At 68.8% G+C, this 18,008-nt stretch carries 21 protein-coding genes; 12 read left to right on the top strand and 9 right to left on the bottom strand.

Going from position 1 to position 18,008, the window contains the following annotated elements; all coding sequences use genetic code 11:
• Positions 1-23: 23 nt before the first annotated feature.
• Entirely contained in the window at positions 24-869 is an 846-nt protein-coding gene (gene hisG / locus AM590_RS07215) for an ATP phosphoribosyltransferase (RefSeq protein WP_058826871.1), read from the bottom strand.
• Between the two features lie 78 nt (positions 870-947).
• On the opposite strand from hisG, the gene AM590_RS07210 reads away from it, so the two are divergent.
• On the top strand, positions 948-2,048 hold the full coding sequence (locus AM590_RS07210; RefSeq protein ID WP_058826870.1) for a hypothetical protein: 1,101 nt from the start codon (positions 948-950) through the stop codon (positions 2,046-2,048).
• A gap of 24 nt (positions 2,049-2,072) precedes the next feature.
• Here AM590_RS07210 and AM590_RS07205 read toward each other — a convergent pair whose 3' ends face one another.
• Together AM590_RS07205 and AM590_RS07200 are read right to left on the bottom strand one after the other, a co-directional pair.
• Positions 2,073-2,585: a winged helix-turn-helix transcriptional regulator gene (locus AM590_RS07205; protein WP_004968912.1), complete on the bottom strand. Its 513-nt coding sequence runs from the start codon at positions 2,583-2,585 to the stop codon at positions 2,073-2,075.
• Positions 2,582-2,926, bottom strand: coding sequence for a hypothetical protein (locus AM590_RS07200; protein ID WP_058826869.1), 345 nt, complete (start codon positions 2,924-2,926; stop codon positions 2,582-2,584). The genes AM590_RS07205 and AM590_RS07200 overlap by 4 nt, the downstream gene beginning before the upstream one ends.
• 163 nt (positions 2,927-3,089) lie before the next feature.
• Here AM590_RS07200 and AM590_RS07195 point away from each other — a divergent pair, with 163 nt between their 5' ends.
• On the top strand, positions 3,090-4,382 hold the full coding sequence (locus AM590_RS07195) for an amidohydrolase (RefSeq protein ID WP_058826868.1): 1,293 nt from the start codon (positions 3,090-3,092) through the stop codon (positions 4,380-4,382).
• Positions 4,383-4,421: 39 nt separating this feature from the next.
• Here AM590_RS07195 and AM590_RS07190 read toward each other — a convergent pair whose 3' ends face one another.
• Complete coding sequence (locus tag AM590_RS07190; RefSeq protein WP_058826867.1) at positions 4,422-4,733, bottom strand: helix-turn-helix transcriptional regulator; 312 nt, start codon at positions 4,731-4,733, stop codon at positions 4,422-4,424.
• A gap of 98 nt (positions 4,734-4,831) precedes the next feature.
• On the opposite strand from AM590_RS07190, the gene AM590_RS07185 reads away from it, so the two are divergent.
• Entirely contained in the window at positions 4,832-6,118 is a 1,287-nt protein-coding gene (locus AM590_RS07185; RefSeq protein WP_058826866.1) for an adenosylhomocysteinase, read from the top strand.
• A gap of 34 nt (positions 6,119-6,152) precedes the next feature.
• Here AM590_RS07185 and AM590_RS07180 read toward each other — a convergent pair whose 3' ends face one another.
• Positions 6,153-6,836: a hypothetical protein gene (locus AM590_RS07180; RefSeq protein WP_058826865.1), complete on the bottom strand. Its 684-nt coding sequence runs from the start codon at positions 6,834-6,836 to the stop codon at positions 6,153-6,155.
• 61 nt (positions 6,837-6,897) lie between these two features.
• Entirely contained in the window at positions 6,898-7,230 is a 333-nt protein-coding gene (locus tag AM590_RS07175) for a multidrug efflux SMR transporter (protein WP_058826864.1), read from the bottom strand.
• A 120-nt stretch (positions 7,231-7,350) separates the two neighbouring features.
• On the opposite strand from AM590_RS07175, the gene AM590_RS07170 reads away from it, so the two are divergent.
• Positions 7,351-8,139, top strand: coding sequence for a TrmB family transcriptional regulator (locus tag AM590_RS07170; RefSeq protein ID WP_058826863.1), 789 nt, complete (start codon positions 7,351-7,353; stop codon positions 8,137-8,139).
• A gap of 73 nt (positions 8,140-8,212) precedes the next feature.
• Positions 8,213-8,635 (top strand): Holliday junction resolvase Hjc, encoded by a 423-nt coding sequence (gene hjc, locus AM590_RS07165; RefSeq protein ID WP_058826862.1) that lies wholly within the window; start codon positions 8,213-8,215, stop codon positions 8,633-8,635.
• Between the two features lie 31 nt (positions 8,636-8,666).
• Here the strand turns inward: hjc and AM590_RS07160 are convergent, their stop codons facing one another.
• Positions 8,667-9,314 (bottom strand): SWIM zinc finger family protein, encoded by a 648-nt coding sequence (locus tag AM590_RS07160; protein ID WP_058826861.1) that lies wholly within the window; start codon positions 9,312-9,314, stop codon positions 8,667-8,669.
• Positions 9,315-9,533: 219 nt separating this feature from the next.
• Here AM590_RS07160 and AM590_RS07155 point away from each other — a divergent pair, with 219 nt between their 5' ends.
• Complete coding sequence (locus tag AM590_RS07155) at positions 9,534-9,737, top strand: hypothetical protein (protein WP_004973872.1); 204 nt, start codon at positions 9,534-9,536, stop codon at positions 9,735-9,737.
• A gap of 99 nt (positions 9,738-9,836) precedes the next feature.
• On the opposite strand, the gene AM590_RS07150 is transcribed toward AM590_RS07155, so the two are convergent.
• Entirely contained in the window at positions 9,837-10,937 is a 1,101-nt protein-coding gene (locus AM590_RS07150; protein WP_058826899.1) for a DNA primase, read from the bottom strand.
• A gap of 149 nt (positions 10,938-11,086) precedes the next feature.
• Here AM590_RS07150 and AM590_RS07145 point away from each other — a divergent pair, with 149 nt between their 5' ends.
• From AM590_RS07145 to AM590_RS07135, 3 genes are all read left to right on the top strand, one after another.
• Complete coding sequence (locus AM590_RS07145) at positions 11,087-11,680, top strand: hypothetical protein (protein WP_004968922.1); 594 nt, start codon at positions 11,087-11,089, stop codon at positions 11,678-11,680.
• Between the two features lie 95 nt (positions 11,681-11,775).
• Positions 11,776-13,140, top strand: coding sequence for an MFS transporter (locus AM590_RS07140; protein ID WP_058826860.1), 1,365 nt, complete (start codon positions 11,776-11,778; stop codon positions 13,138-13,140).
• Positions 13,141-13,253: 113 nt separating this feature from the next.
• Complete coding sequence (locus AM590_RS07135) at positions 13,254-15,020, top strand: histidine kinase N-terminal 7TM domain-containing protein (protein WP_058826859.1); 1,767 nt, start codon at positions 13,254-13,256, stop codon at positions 15,018-15,020.
• Positions 15,021-15,086: 66 nt separating this feature from the next.
• Here the strand turns inward: AM590_RS07135 and AM590_RS07130 are convergent, their stop codons facing one another.
• On the bottom strand, positions 15,087-15,830 hold the full coding sequence (locus AM590_RS07130) for a DNA polymerase sliding clamp (RefSeq protein WP_058826858.1): 744 nt from the start codon (positions 15,828-15,830) through the stop codon (positions 15,087-15,089).
• Positions 15,831-16,102: 272 nt separating this feature from the next.
• Between AM590_RS07130 and AM590_RS07125 the strand changes: the two genes are divergently transcribed.
• From AM590_RS07125 to AM590_RS07115, 3 genes are all read left to right on the top strand, one after another.
• On the top strand, positions 16,103-16,552 hold the full coding sequence (locus tag AM590_RS07125; RefSeq protein ID WP_058826857.1) for a low molecular weight phosphatase family protein: 450 nt from the start codon (positions 16,103-16,105) through the stop codon (positions 16,550-16,552).
• 109 nt (positions 16,553-16,661) lie between these two features.
• Positions 16,662-17,435 carry a 23S rRNA (uridine(2552)-2'-O)-methyltransferase gene (locus tag AM590_RS07120; RefSeq protein ID WP_058568340.1) on the top strand — a complete coding sequence of 258 codons (774 nt, stop codon included), beginning with the start codon at positions 16,662-16,664 and terminating at the stop codon, positions 17,433-17,435.
• Positions 17,436-17,554: 119 nt separating this feature from the next.
• Positions 17,555-17,956: a hypothetical protein gene (locus AM590_RS07115; protein WP_058826856.1), complete on the top strand. Its 402-nt coding sequence runs from the start codon at positions 17,555-17,557 to the stop codon at positions 17,954-17,956.
• Positions 17,957-18,008 lie beyond the last annotated feature (52 nt).

Genomic DNA, 18,008 nt, shown 5'->3' with positions numbered 1-18,008 from the left:
CGACGGGCACGCGGCCGCGTCACTTACTCGACTAACCGCTCGATTTCGGTGACGAGGATGCCGCTCGCACCGACATTCTTCAGGTCGCTGACGACCTCGAACACGTCGCGTTCGTTCACGACGGCGTGGACGGCGACCGTCGAGTCGCCGGCGACGTCCATCACGGTCGGGCCGCCGAGGCCGGGGATGACCTCCTTTACCTCGTCGAGTTTCTCGCGCGGCGCGTTCATCATCAGGTAGCGCTTGCCCTCCGCGGAGCGGACCGATTCGAGCGCCATGAGCAACTGCTGGACCTTCGGGTCGTCGACCACGTCGGGGCGGGCGAACAGCCGGACCGACGACGACAGCACCTCGTCGATGACCGCGAGGCGGTTCACCCGGAGGGTCGTCCCGGTCGAGGTGATGTCGATGATGGCGTCGGCCATCTCGACGTGCGGGGTCAGTTCGGTCGCGCCCGTGACCTCGACGACTTCGGCGTCGATGCCCTCCTCCTCGAAGTAGGTCCGCGCGATGTGCGGGAACTCGGTGGCGACGACCTTGCCCGACACGTCTTCGACGGTCTCGATGTCGCCGTCCTCGGGCGCGGCGAGGACGAGCCGACACTTGCCGTACTCCAAGTCGAGCAAGTCTTCGAGTTCGTGGCCCGACTCGCGGACCTGGTCGAGGCCGGTGATGCCGACCTCGGCGGCCCCGTCGCGGACGTACTCGGGGATGTCGGCGGCGCGGGCGAACAGCACGGTCACGTCGGGATCGACGGTCCCGGCGTAGAGTTTGCGCTCGGCACCGTTGTCGAGGTGCAGTCCCGCACGCTCCAGGAGTTCAATCGTCGGTTCGTGCAGGCGGCCCTTGTTGGGCACGGCGATTCGCATACCTCCCCGTCACGTCCCGGAGGTAATTGACTTTCGCAAGCCGGAACGGTTTTTTGACACATCTGTGAAGTGTCAGCTATGGCTCCCGCTACGTTCGCCGGCGCGCTCGTCGGCGTCTCCCTCCTCGGTGCCGGCTGGTCGCGGCTCAGCGCCGCGTTCCACGAGCGCCGCGGGTCGTCCGTCCAGCGGTTCAGAAAACGGGTTCGAAGCAACTGGCTCTACGCCGCCCTCCTGTTCGTCGGCGTCGTCTGGTGGACGGACGCGGACCGGGCGCTCCTCGCCGCCGTCGGCCTCCCGGTCGACTGGCCGTGGGCCGTTCTCGGCTGGGCGCTCGTCGCCGTCGGTGCCGCGGTCGTGGCGACCGTCTCGTACATGGGCGCGTTCCCGGTGGCGAGGCGCGTGCGAGACGCCGATATGGGCGCGGGGGCGGCGGCCGCGAAGATGTTCCGCTACCAGCTCTTCATCGCGGCATTCGTCTTCTGCGTGGTGGCCGTGCTACAAGTCGAATTCCGGGTCTTGGGGACCGGCGGCCTGCTCACCCTGCTCGCGTTCGTCGCCGCCGCATACGTCTTTTCGGCACAGCTCGTCGGCGTCTCGCAGACGACGGCGGCCCCCGACGACGCGACGCGCGAGCGACTCGACCGCCTGTGCGACCGCGGCGGTCTCTCGGTCGCTCGGGTTCGCCTCCTCGACGGCGGCGGCCACCGCTCGGACCACCTCACTCGCGGCCCGGTCGGTCGGAAGACGCTCTTTCTCACCGACTCGCTGCTCGACCGCTACGACGACGAGACGGTCTCGGCGCTCCTCGCGGTCGACGCCGGACGCGTCGCTCGGTACGTCTACGAGCTTCGGCTGTTCACCGTGACCGCGGTCGGCGCGTTCGTCTTCTGGGGCGTCGCGTGGTCGCCGTTCGGGTTCGCCCTGTCGTTCTTGGCGTTCGCCGGAATCGGCGTGATACTGCTCGTGACCGGCGAGTACGCGAGCAAACGGCTCATCTATCGGGCCGACGAGGCGGCGGCAGAACGGGTCGGACGCGCGGCCGTCGCCGACGCGCTCGACGCGACCGCCGACGAGGTCGACACCGGCCGCGCGGGGTCGTTCCTCTCGTTCGAGCCGTCGCTGGCGTCGCGGATTGGTCGGCTCCGAGACGCGGGCGGCGCGGGCGAGACGGAAGCGTAAGGTCGCCGCTTTGCGGACCCGCGGCTACCCTTCGACGAGGTGGTCGAGCAGGCGGTCGAACCGGTCGACGAACCGCTCGGGGAGCGACGGGGACACGTCGTCTAACAGTCGGGTCGTCCGCTCGGGGTGGGTGAGGACGAGCGTCACACGGTTGTGCAGGTCGCGTTCCTTCCGAACCACGTCGCGCTCGACGAGGTGGTCGAGGTGCCACTCCAGCGTGCTGCGGGCGACGCCGATGTCGTCGGCCACGTCGTCGGGGCGGGCGTCGCCGTGTTCGAGGAGGTGGCCGAGGATGTCGCGGGCGGTCTCCCGGCGGACGAGCGCGAGCGTGCCGCGCTCCCACGCGTCGAACTCCGGGGGGAAGTAGTGCGTCCGCCCGTAGAACTCGGCGCGGCGGACCGTCTCGTCGGAGAGCAGTCTGCGGACGTGGTGTTGTACCTGGCCGGGGGCGAGGTCGAGCGCGCGAACGAGCTCGTTGAAGTGGACTCCCGGACTGTGCTTGATGTGGTCGGCGACGCGGGTTCGTGTCTCACTCATGGGTCGTTGACCCCCACCTCGCGCTCGATGCTCCGGGCGTAGTAGATGGCCGCGAGGACGAGGCCGGCCATCACGAGGTCCAAGAGGTGTTCGACCACGTGGTGGTCGAACTCGGAGAGGACGCCGGTGAGCGTCAGCGCCGCGACGGCCGCCCGCGACGCGAACGCCAAGAGCGCCAGCGCGACGAGCAGGTGCGACCGCGTCCGCCGCCGGAGGAAGACGGCGACGCCGAGCGCGGCCAGCGTGACCGACGAGACGCCCGCGAGGACGACGACCGCGGTCATCCACGGACTGCCTTGGACGTGCCCCGGAACGAGCGCGAGGTTCCACGGGGGCTCCATATCCCCTCATACTGGGGGTCCGACCCTAAGAGGACGTGCTCGTTCTCGATTTTCGGGAATCGGACTACCGCCGGTATTCGGCCCGCTCTCCGGCGAAATCGACGGTCGGCCCTCGCGGCCGCGAGACGGTGGATTCACCACCCCGCCGACCCGAACGAGCGACATGAACACGCTCCGAATCGCGGGCGGACAGGTGCTCCGCCCCGACGCGACGGTCGAGGACGCGGACGTACTCGTGGACCGAGACGAGGGGACTATCCTCGACATCGGCGCGGAACTCGACGCCGGGGCCGACGAGACGCTCGACGCCGAGGGCTGTCTCGTCACGCCCGGTCTGGTGAACGCCCACTGCCACGTGGCGATGACGCTCCTGCGCGGCTACGCCGACGACAAGCCCCTCGACGCGTGGCTCCGCGAGGACATCTGGCCCGCGGAGGGCGCGCTCACGCCCGAAGACGTGCGCGTCGGCGCGGAACTCGGCCTCGTGGAGATGATTAAGTCTGGGACCACCGCGTTCGCGGACATGTACTTCCACGTCCCCGAGGTCGCCGATGCGGTCGAGGAGGCCGGCCTCCGCGCCCGTCTCGGCCACGGCGTCGTCACGCTCGGCAAGGACGACGCGGACGCGCAGGCCGACATCGACGAGAGCCTCCACGTGGCCCGCGAGTTCGACGGCGCGGCCGACGGCCGGATTCGGACCGCCGCGATGCCGCATTCGCTGACGACGGTCGCCGAAGAGTACCTCCGCGAGTTCGTCGCCGACGCGCACGACGAGGGCATCCCGGTCCACTACCACGCCAACGAGACGACAGACGAGGTCGATCCCATCGTCGACGAGCGCGGCGAGCGCCCGCTGTCGTACGCGAAGGAACTCGGCATGCTCACCGCCGACGACTTCCTCGCCCACGGCGTCCACGTCGATGACGCGGAAATCGACCTGCTCGCGGACGCGGGCACCGGCGTCGTCCACTGCCCGGCGTCGAACATGAAACTCGCCTCCGGCATGGCTCCCGTCCAGAAACTGCTCGACGCGGGCGTCGCGGTCGGTCTCGGAACCGACGGCGCGGCCTCGAACAACGACCTCGACATGTTCGACGAGATGCGCGACGCCGCGATGCTCGGCAAACTCGCCGCGGACGACGCCAGCGCCGTCGCCGCCCCCGACGTGGTGCGGATGGCGACCGCCGGCTCCGCCGACGCCATCGACCTTCCCGGCGGCGCGCTCGAAGTCGGCGGCGCGGCCGACCTCGCCGTCGTCGACCTCGACGCGCCGCACCTCACGCCCGCGAACGACCTCGTGAGTCACCTCGCGTACGCCGCCCGCGGCTCCGACGTTCGCCACACCGTCTGCGACGGGCGGGTGCTGATGCGGGACCGCGAGGTGCTGACGCTCGACGAGGACGCCGTGATGGCCCGCGCCCGCGAGGCGGTCGCATCGCTCCGCGAGCGCGTCTGAACCGTCGCCTCCGACTCCGCCGCATCATCTCCGACCTCGCTACCCGGCCAACTCGATGCGCAGTCCGTCGTCGGTCACGCTGACCTCCATGCGCTCGAACGTCCGGTGGTACTGCGCGACGTGTCGCCCGTCGCTGTGGTCGACCATGATGGACTTCTCGAACAGCGACGCCTCGTGGAGTCGCTTGACCTCCCGGTAGGCCGTCGACAGCGGCACGTCGGCCCGACAGCTCAGCTCCTTGACCGTCAGCGGCTCGTCGGCGACGCGGAGGAGGTCCGGAACCGCGGGGGCGCTCATCAGGGCGAACAACTCCTGTTCGGCGACCGCCTTGCCGTTATCTATGACGAGCATCGACCCTCGGCGGTACAATCTCTCCGTTGACACTTGTAGATTCGGGGGCGGCGACCGCCTTCGGTAGGGTTTTCGGACCCCTCTCCGAACCCACGGGTATGAGCGAACACTACGCTCCCGTCTCCGAGCACCTCGACGACGTCGAGGCCGCCCGGACCGAGGGACGACGCAAGATGGACTGGGCGCTCCAGCACATGCCCATCCTGCAGGAGCTCCGCGAGCAGTTCGAGTCGGAACAGCCGCTCGACGGCGAGGTCGTCGGCATGGCGATGCACGTCGAGGCGAAGACGGCGAACCTCGTCGAACTGCTGGCGCTCGGCGGCGCGGAAGTCGCCATCACCGGCTGCAACCCGCTTTCGACCCACGACGACGTGTCGGCGGCGCTCGACGCCAACGACGACATCACCTCCTACGCCGTCCGCGGCGTCGACGAGGAGGACTACTACGCGGCCATCGACGCCGTCATCGCCCACGAGCCGACCGTCACGGTCGACGACGGCATGGACATGGTCTTTACCATCCACGAGGAGTACCCCGAACTCATCGACACCATCGTCGGCGGGGCCGAGGAGACCACGACCGGCGTCCACCGCCTGCGCGCGATGGACGAGGACGGCGAACTGAACTACCCCGTCTTCGCCGTCAACGACACGCCGATGAAGCGCCTGTTCGACAACGTCCACGGCACGGGCGAGTCGTCGCTGGCGACCATCGCCATGACGACGAACCTCTCGTACGCCGGCAAGAACGTCGTCGTCGGCGGCTACGGCTACTGCGGCAAGGGCGTCGCCAAGAAGGCGTCCGGCCAGAACGCGAACGTCATCGTCACCGAGGTCGACCCCCGCCGCGCGCTCGAAGCCCACATGGAGGGCTACGACGTGATGCCGATGGAGGAGGCCGCGAAGGTCGGCGACGTGTTCATCACGACCACCGGCAACCGCGATGTCATCACCCGCGAGGACTTCGAGAACATGAAAGACGGCGTTCTCCTCGCCAACGCCGGCCACTTCGACATCGAAATCGACCTCGACGCGCTGTCGGACCTCGCCGTCGACGAGTACGAGGCCCGCGACGGCGTCGACGCCTACGAACTCGAAGACGGCCGCCGCCTGAACGTCCTCGCCGAGGGCCGCCTCGTCAACCTCGCGTCGCCCATCGCGCTCGGCCACCCGGTCGAGGTCATGGACCAGTCGTTCGGCGTGCAGGCCGTCGTCGTCCGCGAACTCGTCGAGAACGGCGACGACTACGACGCCGGCGTCCACGACGTGCCCGACGAACTGGACCGCGAGGTCGCCGAAATCAAGCTCGAAGCCGAGGGCATCGAATTCGACTCGATGACCGACGAACAGCGCGAGTACATGGGTAGCTGGGCCCACGGGACGTAAGCCGACCCGCGCGCTCTCTCGTTTCTCACAGCCGTCAGCGACCGCGTTCGGTCCACTCGCCCGCCCGCCAGACGCACGCGACGCCGCCGATCCACGCCGCGAGTCGCATCGCCTCGATGGCCGCGTCGGAGGGCGCTTTCCAGCCCCAACCGGTCGGGACGCGCTCGCTTTCGACCGGTTCGACGACGTAGTACCGGCCCTCGAACGCGACGTAGTGCGTCTCCGGTTCGTACAGTTCCGACTCGGTCACGGTGCTACTGCCGTTTCGGATGGCCTCGCGGACGTACCGCGGCGACTCGTCGAGGTCCTCCGCGAGGGTTCGTTTCACCGTCTCGGTCGAGACCGGGTGGGGCGAGAGCGTGAGGGTTCGCCCGTCGAGGGTCGCGTTCGGTTCGAAGTAGCGGCCGTCAGCCCGGACGTAGTCGAACGACCAGAACTCGGGGTCGACGCCGCGGTCCGGATCCAGTTCGAGTTCGACCGGGTCGCCGCGGACCATGTCGATGATGGCGGCGCACTCCGCCGACTGGAGGGGGTTCCAGCCGCACGATTTGACCCGGTAGAACGCGTCCGAAGTGTGCGGGAGGTAGTCCACCGCTGAGGCCTCGTAGGTGTACGTCTTCTCGTAGGAGACGCCGTCAGGATAGAGGTACAGCGGGTTCGCGAGGAGGGCAACCCCGAGGAGGAGAAAGACGACGGCGAGGCGGTTCTCGCGGTTCATACGGGCAGTAATCCCCCAGCCGACAGATAGCTCTGGTGGCGCGGTCCCTTCGCGTCGGCCCTTAGTGTGCGGCCATCTCCGAGAGGACGTTGACACAGTAGACGCCGGCGAGGATGAGAAGCAGGCCGACGACGCCCGTCAAGTCGACCGGTTCGTCGAACACGACGACGCCGATGGCCGCGACGCCGACGATGCCCAGCGCGGCCCACGTCCCGTACACCACGCCGATGGGGAGTTCTTCGAGCGTCAGCGAGACGAGGTAGAACGCGAGACCGTAGCCGACCACCACGCCGAGACTCGGTACGGGCTTGGAAAAGCCCGCGGACAGTTTGAGTGCGGTCGTTCCGACGAGTTCCGACGCGATTGCGCCGGCGAGTAACACGTACGGGCTCATGTTCGTCGGTCCCGCCACGACCCGGATGAGCGTTCTGCAATCCCCCGCCACTTGCGGTCCGTTGCTCGCGCCGAACAAGAAATATCAAAATACTAACTTGTGGGCGAGGGAATCCCGTCTATGACCGAACTCGGCGAACTCGGCCTGTCGAACTACGAGGAGAAGGCGTACCGGACGCTCCTCGTCACGGGTGCCGCGACGGCCGCGACCGTCTCTGACGCGAGCGGCGTCCCGAACGGTCGGGTCTACGACGTGCTCAACGGGCTTCGGTCGCGCCGGCTGGTCCGCGCGCAGTCGACCCAGCCGACGCGGTACGTCGCCGTCGATCCGGCCGCGGCGGTCGAGCGACTGCTGGCCGAGCGCGCCGCGGAACTGCGCGAGGAGTGGACGCGGTATCGCGACGTGGCCGACGCGGTCCGGTCGAACCTCCTGCCGACGCCACCGGCCGACGGGAGCGTCTGGCTCGGCCGCCTCGGCGGCGACAAGATGCGGACGGCGATGCACGAGCACATGCGGGCGGCGACCGGGTCCGTCTCGGCCGCGGTCGGTCCACCGTACGAGCGGGCCTCGTGGGAGACGCTCCGCACGGAGTTCGACGCGTTCTTCGAGGGCGCTCGCGACGACCTCGACGTGTCGTTGCTCCTCAGCGACCCCGTGCTCGACTCGCTCCCCGACGAGTTTCGGGAACTCGTGGCGTCGAAGCCGCAGACGGTTCGAGTCCGGTGCCTGCCGCACCTGCCGGTCTCGTTCGACGTCGTCGACGGGACGGTCGCGTCGGTCGACATTCCGCACCCACAGTCGGCCGCCGACCGCCTCGGCGTCGTCGTGGTGACGGACGCAGCAGTCGTCGACGAGCTTGACCGCCAATTCCGGGCGCTGTGGGGAGACGCAGTCCCACTTTTCGAGTGACGCCGTGCCGGGGCAACTGCGCTCCCGGACGCCGGTCGCCCCATTTATCACCGCCCGCGGCCGACTCCAGACCATGTCTTCGAACAGAAAGGGAGACCGACGCGAGCGCGAACTCGTCAACCGCCTTGACGAGGCCGGCTTCGCGGTCATGCGCGCGCCCGCCTCCGGGAGCGCGACGACGCGCGAACTCCCCGACGTGCTCGCGGGCAACGGCGAGGTGTTCTACGCCATCGAGGCGAAGGCCTCCAGCGGTCGCCCCATCTACCTGAGCGGCGAGGAGGTCGAAGCGCTCGTCTACTTCTCGCGGAACTTCGGCGCGAAGGCCCGCATCGCCGTCCGATTCGACCGCGAGGACTGGTACTTCTTCCACCCCGGCGACCTCTACGTGACCGACGGCGGGAACTACCGCGTGAAAAAGGAGACGGCGCTGGCGGAAGGCGAGGACTTCGAGTCGTTCACCGGCGGCCCGACTCAGACCAAGCTCGGCGGCGACTGAGGTTGCGGCGCGGATTTTCTGGCGCTCGCGCTCACGCCCGAGCGAGTCGCTCGCCGAGCGTGCGAGCGCCGACGAACCCGCGCTCGACGCGACTGAGCCGCGAGGCGGGGAACCGGTAGGCATGCAGTTCGCCGAGGTCGGCGAGGCCGGCGTTCACCGGCAGCGAGTCCAGATACACGGCCTCGAAGGCTGGTTCGTGGTCGCCGTAGTCGCGGTTGCTCTCGTACTCCGAGACGAGGCGTCCCGTCTCGGTCGGCGTCTCGTCGGCGCGGGTGCCGAGCGCCCGCGTGACGACGAGGAGGCTCCCGCTCTCGCGGTCGTGGACGAGGTCGCCGGCGCGGTGTTCGTGGTCGGGACAGAGCTGGGGCCCCGTCGCGTCCATCGGGACGAACGTCTCGTCGCCGCAGACGGCGCAGGTGGCGCTCCGGCGGCCCGGCGGTGGGACCTCGCCGCGGGTGATTTCGATGGCGACCCGGCGGAGGTGCTTACAGCGGGCGTGCCGGATGGCGTTGTCGGGGCAGGTGCAGGTGCGTGCCTCCACGTCGACGACGTAGGTGCCGCCGTCGGTCTCGACGACGTAGCGCCCGTCGCGGAGCGGCCGGACGGCCATCGGTTCGACGCGGGCGCGGCGGGCGCGCCCGACCAGTCCGTCGGACGGGAGCGTGGTCTTGCGGCGCACCGGGCGGCGAGTCGACGCGGGTGTGTGTGCGATGTGCGTCATGGTGGTGCGGGATTCCGACCTTACCAGCGGCTGTTTGGGGTCAGTTTCCGTCACCTGAGAGTAGGTTCTCGAACGACCTAAACCCTCGTTTCGCGTGGAAAATCGGGCGTGTGAGTGGCTCTCGTCGGGCATCCGCCCATCGAAGACCTTTTAGAACGGCCGCGGATACGTCGTCGCATGGCTATCGAAGCGGAGATGCGGCGGAAGATTGCCGTCTCCATCGTCGCGGTCGGGGTGTTTATCGCCCTCATCGTCGGCATCGGTGCGACCTACAACCAGAGTGGACTCATCTCCACCGGCGGGTTCGCACTCGTCGGCGCTATCACGGCGTTCGTGCTCGTGATGGCTGGTATCGGCGTTTGGCTGTCGCGTTCTTCCTAATCCGATCGGTCGGTTTCGGCGACCCGGTCGCCGTCGCGCCAGCGCCCGACGCGGAGCGGCGGGGCTCGCAGGTTGGATACGTCGTCAGCACGGACTCCGTCAGTCGGCGGCTTCGTCCATGGCGGCCGCGTCCGCGTCGTTCGTCGCCGTCTCGAAGTACTTCATCGGGTGCTTGATGGTGTCACAGCGGTCGTCGCGGTTCACACAGAGGTCGTACGCCTGCATCGTCTCGCAGGTCGGCGGCGCGTACTGCGACCCGCTGGAGTCCGAGAGGACGGTCGCCCGCTTTTGCAACTCCTCGGCGTTCGCGTCGCCGACGACGCCCCCGACCGCCTCGGGTTCGAGGCCGACGCCGACGAGGAACGCCGCGAGCGCGAACGCCGCCTCGTTCGGGAGGTCCTCGCCGTCTTGCGCCCGCGCCAACAGCGCCTCGACGCAGGGCGGGAAGTGGTCGGGGTCCACCGAGTCCACGTAGACGACGTTGACCGCGCCGCGGTCCGAAAGCAGGTTCCGCAGGCGCTCGACGTGGGGTTTGAGCGCGTCGGCGAGTCGGTCGCCCGCGTCGCTGCCGCGGACGGCGAAGGGAAGCCCCTCGGCGACTCGGCGGCGGACCGCCTCGCGGAGCAGTTCCGAGAGCTCCTCGCGGGTGACGCGGACCGCCCCGTCGGCCAGCGAGCGGTTGACGAGCCGCCACTCTGCGCCCCAGTCGGTGTCGGAGTAGGTGAGGTACGGCCCCACGTCGACCCAGTAGTGTTCGGGCGCGCGGCGGCTGTTCCGGTTCCGGTTCGATTCGGCCCGCACCGCGCCGTCGAGGTCGAACTCGCGGAGGAAGTCGTCGAGGCTCGCGCGGGCCTCGCCGTGGACGTCGTCGTCGCCGGCGTCGAAGTCGGCGAGCATGCGCTCGTAGGCCGTGTCGGCCTCGGCGCGGGCGTACTTGTCCACCGCCGCGGGTGTCTCGACGAGCGAGACGATGATGCGCGAGATGGGGTACGAGAGCAGTTCCGTCTGGGTGTCCCATCCGTAGGCCTCGTCGGGGTCGGGTTCGACGGTGCCCTCCATGAGGGCGCGTTCGACGCGCTCGACGCCACGCTCGACGGCCGGGGCGTCCTCGGCGACGAGCGTCGCAATGGCGACGTCGGCCGATTCGACCGCCTCTCTGGCCGCGGCGAAGAACGGGTATCGGGCGTGGAGCGGGCGCATCCGCATACCGCCACGTTCCGGGTGCCCACCGATAAACGCGACGGATTCGGCGGTGGCGGGCGCGGCCCGTGCGGCCGAGTCTCGTGACGGGCGCCGGCGACGACGGCGCATCACACAACCTATTACCGACCACTTCCTCAGGCTCTCACGTGCCGCACTTCGACTACCCGTGTCCGGACTGCCGCGCCACGACCAGTCTCCACGACGCCGACTGCCGCTTCGAGGGGACGCCGTGGGTCGAAGTCGAGCGGGCCTACGTCGACATCGTCTCCGTCCTCGCGGGTGGCCCGTGCGACGAGGAGACGCTCCGCCGCGAAGCGCCGGGCGAGTGGGGGCCGCTCCAGCAGGCCGCGCTCCGCCGACTCAAGCGCGACGAGCGGGTGTCGGAAGCGAACTCGGGCGTCCTTCGGCTCCTCACCGCCGAGGAGTTCAGAGAGGAGGTGTCCGAGCCGACCCGGGAGCCGATGCGGACGCTCCACCAGTACGGGAGCGTCCCCGGCTGTCACGACAACGCCGTCTTCGCCATGATCGCGTGGTACGAGATGGTCGGCCTGTCGTGGCCCGAGACGCGCGAGAACGTCGTCAACTGGCTCCGCGACACCGGGACGTGGGACCGCGGCGGCTTCGAGGAGGCGACGCCCGCCGAACTCGTCGAGAAGAAGCGCCACGTCTACGACGCGGGCTACGGCTGGAAGGAAAAGGCCGTCTCGGCCAAGCGCGTCATCGACAGATACCGTTCCTGAGCGCCGACCCGGTCGGTCCTTCGACCCAACGTTCCCTTCGATTCTCGCGCTAACTCGGCGCAACCGTTAGGCGTTTCTCGCGCGTCTGTGGTGTCGTGAGTGCCCCCGAGTCCGCCGTCTCTGCCGACGCCGAGTTCCCCGAGGAGTCGCGGGGAACGCGACGCGACCTCGCGGTCGTCATCGCCGTCGTCTTCATCGACCTCCTCGGGTTCGGCGTCGTCATTCCCATCCTTCCGTTCTACGTCCGGAGCTTCGGCGTCAGCGACGTGTACATCGGGTTTCTGGCGGCGTCGTACTCGCTCATGCAGTTCCTCTTCGCGCCCGTCCTCGGTCGAATCTCCGACCAGCGGGGCCGCCGGCCGGTCATCATGCTGTCGCTCGTCGGGAGCGTCCTCGCGTGGACGGTCTTCGGCGTCGCAGGCGAAATCGACCTGCTGTTCGGGACGGGGCTCGCGGTGGCGACGCTGTTCGCCTCGCGGATGCTCGCGGGCGCGATGGGCGGCAACATCGCCACGGCGCAGGCGTACATCGCCGACATTACGCCACCTGCGCGGCGGGCCGGCGCGCTCGGCCTCGTCGGCGCGTCGTTCAGCCTCGGGTTCATCTTCGGGCCGGCTCTCGGCGGTCTGATGGCCTCCGACCCGGTGGTCGCGCTCGCCCGCGACCTGCTCCCGTCGTTCGTGCCCGCGACGCGCTTTTCGCTGCCGAGTTTCACCGCGGCGGCGCTCAGCCTCGTCAGCCTCGGCTTCGCGTTCGTCTTCCTGCGCGAACCGGAGCGCACCCGCGCGCCGGCCGGCACGCCCGCGACGACGCTCGTCTCGCAGTTCCGCACCGCCCTCGCCGACGACGACCTCCGGGGGCTCGTCGTCTCCTTTTTCGTCGTCTCGGTCGCCTTCTCGGGGATTCAGGTCATGTTCATCCCCTTCGCGGCCGACGTGTACGGCTACGGCGAGACCGAGACGGCGCTGTTTCTGACCTACATCGGCCTGCTCGGCACGCTGAATCAGGGGGTCGTCGTCGGCCGACTCGCCCGGCGGTACTCGGAGGCGAAACTGGCGGTCGTCGGCGCGGTCGGGCTCCTGCTCTCGCTCGCGCTGCTCCCCTTTTCGCCCGACATCGGGGCGGTGCTCCCCGCGGTCGGCGGCCCGCCGTGGCTCACCCGCGAACTCGTGGCGCTCCTCTTCGTCGGGGCGCTCCTGTCGTTCGGCAACGGGATGCTGAACGTCTCGCTGTCGACGCTCGTCTCCACGTCGGCGTCGGCCGACCAGCAGGGTAACGCCTTCGGCGTCACGCAGGGCGCGGGAAGCCTCGGCCGGACGCTCGGCCCGCCGTCGATGGCGGCGCTGTACGTCCTCGCGTACTGGTCGCCGTTCGTCGTCGGGGCCGCGCTCATCGTGCCCGTGGTCTACGTCCTCGCGTCCGTCGCGCGGCGACCGCGGGCGGAAACGGAAGCGCCCTGAGTGTCCTGATGTCGCGGTCGCGACGCGACATCGCGGCCGAGATACGGGTAAACCGTCGCTCGAATGTCGTCGCGGCCCGCAAGTGTTACGAGCGCCGAGTCTGAGGTCTACCCGTGCCTTCGGTCGCCGCCGTCTCGCCGCTGGTCGTCCTCTGCCTCGTCGCGGCGCTCGTCTCCGTCTCCATCGCGGTCGTCGCCTGGCGCGAGGGAACCGAACCCGGTTCGAAGTCGCTGTCGGTCCTCCTGTTTTCGGCGGCGCTCTGGGCCGGCTCCTATGGCGTCGCGCTCACGGTGTTCGACCCTTCGCTCCGGTTTTGGTTCCAACTCCCCATCGACGTCGCGCAGGCCGTCATCGCGCCCGCGTGGTTCGCCTTCTCGCTTTCCTACACCGGCCGCGGCGAACTCCTCTCGCGACGGCTCATCGCCGGACTCCTCGTGTTTCCGGCCATCACCGTCGTCGCGCTGGCGACGAATCCGAGCCACGGCCTTCTCTGGACCGACTATCGCATCGTGCCGGTGTTCGGTGCGGCCACGGTGCGGTTCGACCCGAACCTCTGGTACTACCTCCACGCGGTGTACGGCTACGTCATCATCGGCTCCGGGCTCGTCCTCATCATCGAGATGCTGGTCGAACGGCTCTCGCACTACCGCGAGCAGGCGGTCACCCTCGCCATCGGCTCGACCGCGCCGACGGTCGCCCACGTCGCCCACACCTTCGGCATCGGCCCGCTTCAGATGGTGAACTTCACGCCCATCGCGCTCGCCGTGACGGGCGCGACGTTCGGCCACGCGCTCTACCGGTTCCAGCTGTTCGGGCTCTCGCCGGCGACCGGTCGGCTCGGCCGCCGCGCCGCCATCGACGACGTGGCCGTCGGCATTCTCGTCCTCGACCGCGAGCACCGCGTGGTCGACGCCAACGAGACCGCTTCGTCGCTCCTCGACCTCGACCCGGCCTCGGCGTTCGACCCGCTGTCGTCGGTGCTTCCGGGCGTCGACCTCGACGAGGACCGACAGCTCGTGGACGTGACGGTCGACCGTCGCCGCCGGACCTACGAGGTGACGCTCTCGCCGGTCACAGACCAGCACGGCCGCCGACTCGGTCGGACCGTCACCGTCTCCGACGTGACGGGGCGGGTCCGCCGCCGACAGCGCCTCGAAGTCCTCAACCGCGTCCTCCGGCACAACCTCAGAAACGACATGACGGTCGTCATCGGCTACGCCGACATGCTCGCAGAGCGGCTCCCGGCGGACCAGCGCGACCCCACCGACACGATACGGGCGCGGTCGAACAAGCTCCTCTCGCTCGGCGAGAAGGCCCGGACCGTCGAGCGGGTCATGGCCGGCATCGACGGCGGCAGCCGCTTCGACGTCGCCGCGACGGTCCGAACCTGCGTCGCCGAGGTCCGCGCGGAGTTCGACGCCGGCTCGGTCGACGTGGACGCACCCGAGTCGCTGTCGGTCTCCGGGAGCGAATCGGCGGCGAAGCTCCTCGTCCGCGAACTCGTCGAGAACGCGCTCGAACACGGCGGCGACGACCCGACCGTCTCCGTGTCGGTCCGGGCCGTCGACGCCGACCTCGTCGTCGTCGTCGAAGACGACGGCCCGGGCGTCCCCGACTACGAGCGCTCCGTGGTCGAGACCGGCGGCGAGTCACCGCTCCAACACGGCAGCGGCCTCGGTCTCTGGGCGGTTCGGTGGACGGTCGACGCGCTCGGCGGTGACCTCTCCTTCGACGTGAGCGGCAGGCGAGAGGAAGCGGACGGCGGAGCCGGAGACGCGACCGACGAGTCAGCGGGTCGCGGCGACACCGGCACGACGGCGACGGTTCGACTGCCGTACTGGTGCCGGGACGAGACGGCCGACGCCGTCGCTGACAGGTAGGAGTCAGGAGAAGCGAGTGGGACGGCTCGGATGGTCGGTGAACGACGCGGTGGCCGAAACGTCCGCTCAGTCGCTCTGGATGCGCGGGGCGAGCATGTACGTGATGGTGCCCATCCCTTCCGCGATCTGGTAGTGAAGCTTGACCGGGAACTCCTCGCCGAGTTCGACGGTGACCTCGGCGTCGGTCGGAATCGCCTTGTTCATGTCCTTCAGGTAGTCCAGCGAGAACAGCGAGTCGGCAGCGCCGGCTTCGATGCTGATGAGGTCCGCGGGGGGAAGCGACAGGTCCACGTCGTCGGTGTCGCCTTCGGCCTCGATGTGGAACGTCTTTTCCGCGCCGTCGACGCGGAGGCGGATGTGGTCGGAGACCATGTCGGCCGCCTTGATACCGCGGTCGAGGTGCGTCCCCTCGAGGACGATGTTCGCGGCGAGGTCGAGGTCCGGAATGTCGGGTTCCTGGCGAATCGAGTCGGGGTCGATGAGCGCGAGCGTGTACGACAGCCCGTCGATGCGGATGTTGAGCTTGCGCGTCTCCTCGTCGAGCGTGAGGTGGATGAGGTCGCCCGAGCCCGCCATCCCGGCGACCTCTTCGAGGCGCGAGAGGTTGACGCCGATGACGCCGCCGTCGGCTTCGTAGGATTCGAACGCCGCCGCGTCGAGGGTGAGGTCCACCATGCCGACGTTCGCGGGGTCGACGGCGCGGATGGAGAGACTCTCCTCGTTGAGTCGAATCTTACACTCGTCGACGAGGACGCTCACGGAGTCGAGCGCGTCCCGGAGCGTCGCGGCGCTCACGATGGCCTTGAACATATGTGCCGTCGTACGACAGCGGTCTTAAAAATACTCCTGATTTGGACTCACCGCAATATGATGTTCGCACGCTCTCCCGCGTGCGCGCTCCCGCGAGCACCCCACCTTCCTGTCTGCTCCCCATGCGTGTTGTTGTCACTGTTCGACTATACAGCTAATCGGCCGATTTCGGGCGTCTATGGCTTCAAAGGACTCAAATAGCTGATTGTGTAACTCCCGGCTATGGCGAACGACGAGACGAAGACAGCCGCCCGCCGACGAGGTGCCGAGAGATGAGCGACGCCGCCGACGCCGACGCGACTTCGACCCGCGTCGCCTTCGTCTGCGTCCAGAACGCCGGCCGGAGCCAGATGGCGACCGCATTCGCCCGCCGGGAGCGCGACGAGCGCGGTGTCGGCGACCGAATCGAGGTCGTCACCGGTGGTACCGACCCCGCCGAGCACGTCCACGACGAGGTCGTCGAGGTCATGGGTGAGCGGGGGTTCGACCTCGCCGACGAGACGCCCCGCGCAATCGAGCAGGACGAGATTATGGACGTCGACATCGTCGTCACGATGGGCTGTTCGGCCGAGGGTATCTGCCCGATGACGTGGCGCGGTGACGCCCGCGACTGGGACCTCGACGACCCGGACGGACAGGACCTCGATGCGGTTCGAGCGATTCGCGACGACATCGAGGGGCGCGTCTCGGCGCTGTTCGACGAACTCGTCGGCGACGACTGAGCCCGGCCGCCTCGACCCCCGTGGCTCCCGTGACGTGGCATTGTTCCGCACGATTCACGGCGCAAGCCGAAGCCGGTATACGGCCTGATACGCTACTGATGTCAAGACCATGGCGCGCAAGGACCACTACTACAACAAGGCCAAACAGGAGGGCTACCGCGCCCGTTCGGCCTACAAGCTGAAACAACTCGACGGGGACGCGGGCCTGTTCGGCCCCGGCAACACCGTCGTCGACCTCGGTGCCGCCCCGGGCGGGTGGCTGCAGGTCGCCTCCGAGGCGGTCGGCGACCACGGCAAGGTCGTCGGCGTCGACCTCCAGCGAATCCGCGGTATCGACCGCGACAACGTCCAGACGATTCGCGGCGACATGACCGAAGACGAGACGAAAGAAGAGTTAACGGCCGTCATCGGCGAGCGAGGGGCCGACGCCGTCGTCTCCGACATGGCGCCGAACATGACCGGCGAGTACTCGCTGGACCACGCCCGCTCCGTCTACCTCGCCCGGCAGGCGTTCGAGGTCGCACAGGAACTGCTCGCGACCGGCGGCGACTTCGCCGTGAAGGTGTTCGACGGCCCGGACGTCGCGGACCTCCGCGCCGACATGGAACGAGAGTTCCAGTACGTCCGGTCGATGCGCCCCGACGCCTCCCGCGACAGCTCCTCCGAGCAGTACCTCGTCGGCAAGCACTTCCTCACCGCGCCGGTTCGGAAGGGCGACGAACTCGACGTGGAAATCGTCGACGTCGGAAGCGAGGGCGACGGCATCGCCAAGGTCGAGGACTTCACGCTGTTCGTCTCCGGCACGGAGGCGGGCGACACCCCGACGGTCCGCGTCACCGACGTGAAACCGCGGTTCGCCTTCGCTGAGCCAATCGACGACTGAGCGCGCCGGGTTCCCGCAGTTTCGACTCCCGCGTCACCGTGCCTCGTTCTCCGCGGAATTTGTGCCTAATTTCGGGCAAGCATTATTATCAGTTGACACGACTTCGTTGCTGAGTCCCCATGTCAGCAGACACCACGACCGCCGAGTCGCGACCGTTGTTCACCGGCCTTCTCTCGGGAATCGCCCCGTACGTCGCCATCGTCGGGGCGCTGGCCTCGACGTACGTCCACCTGTCGATGGCCCCGATGTTGCTCCAGTTCGACCAGGCGCAGGCGATACTGTTCGTCCTCGCGGGCGTCGGTTTCCTCGCGGGCATCGCCGTCTACCTGAGCAGGTTCTGGCGGCGCGAGTTCTACCTCGTCGCCATCGCGTTCGCGCTCGCCCAAATCGTGGCGTGGGTCGTCATGAGCGGGCGGGTCAGCGACATGGCGATTCTCTCGAAGGGCGGCGAGGCCGTCTTCGCCGTCGCGGCGGCGTACCTCTACCTGAACGACCCGTCGGACACTGACGCGGCAGTCTGAGCGCGCGCTGTCGCTCTCGTCGGCTCCGCGTCGCAGCGTCTCGTCGCCTACC

The organism is Haloferax sp. Q22 (genome assembly GCF_001482285.1).
Classification (GTDB): Archaea; Halobacteriota; Halobacteria; order Halobacteriales; family Haloferacaceae; genus Haloferax.
Note: the sequence above shows the minus strand (reverse complement) of the source record. Positions and strands in the feature narration are given on the sequence as shown.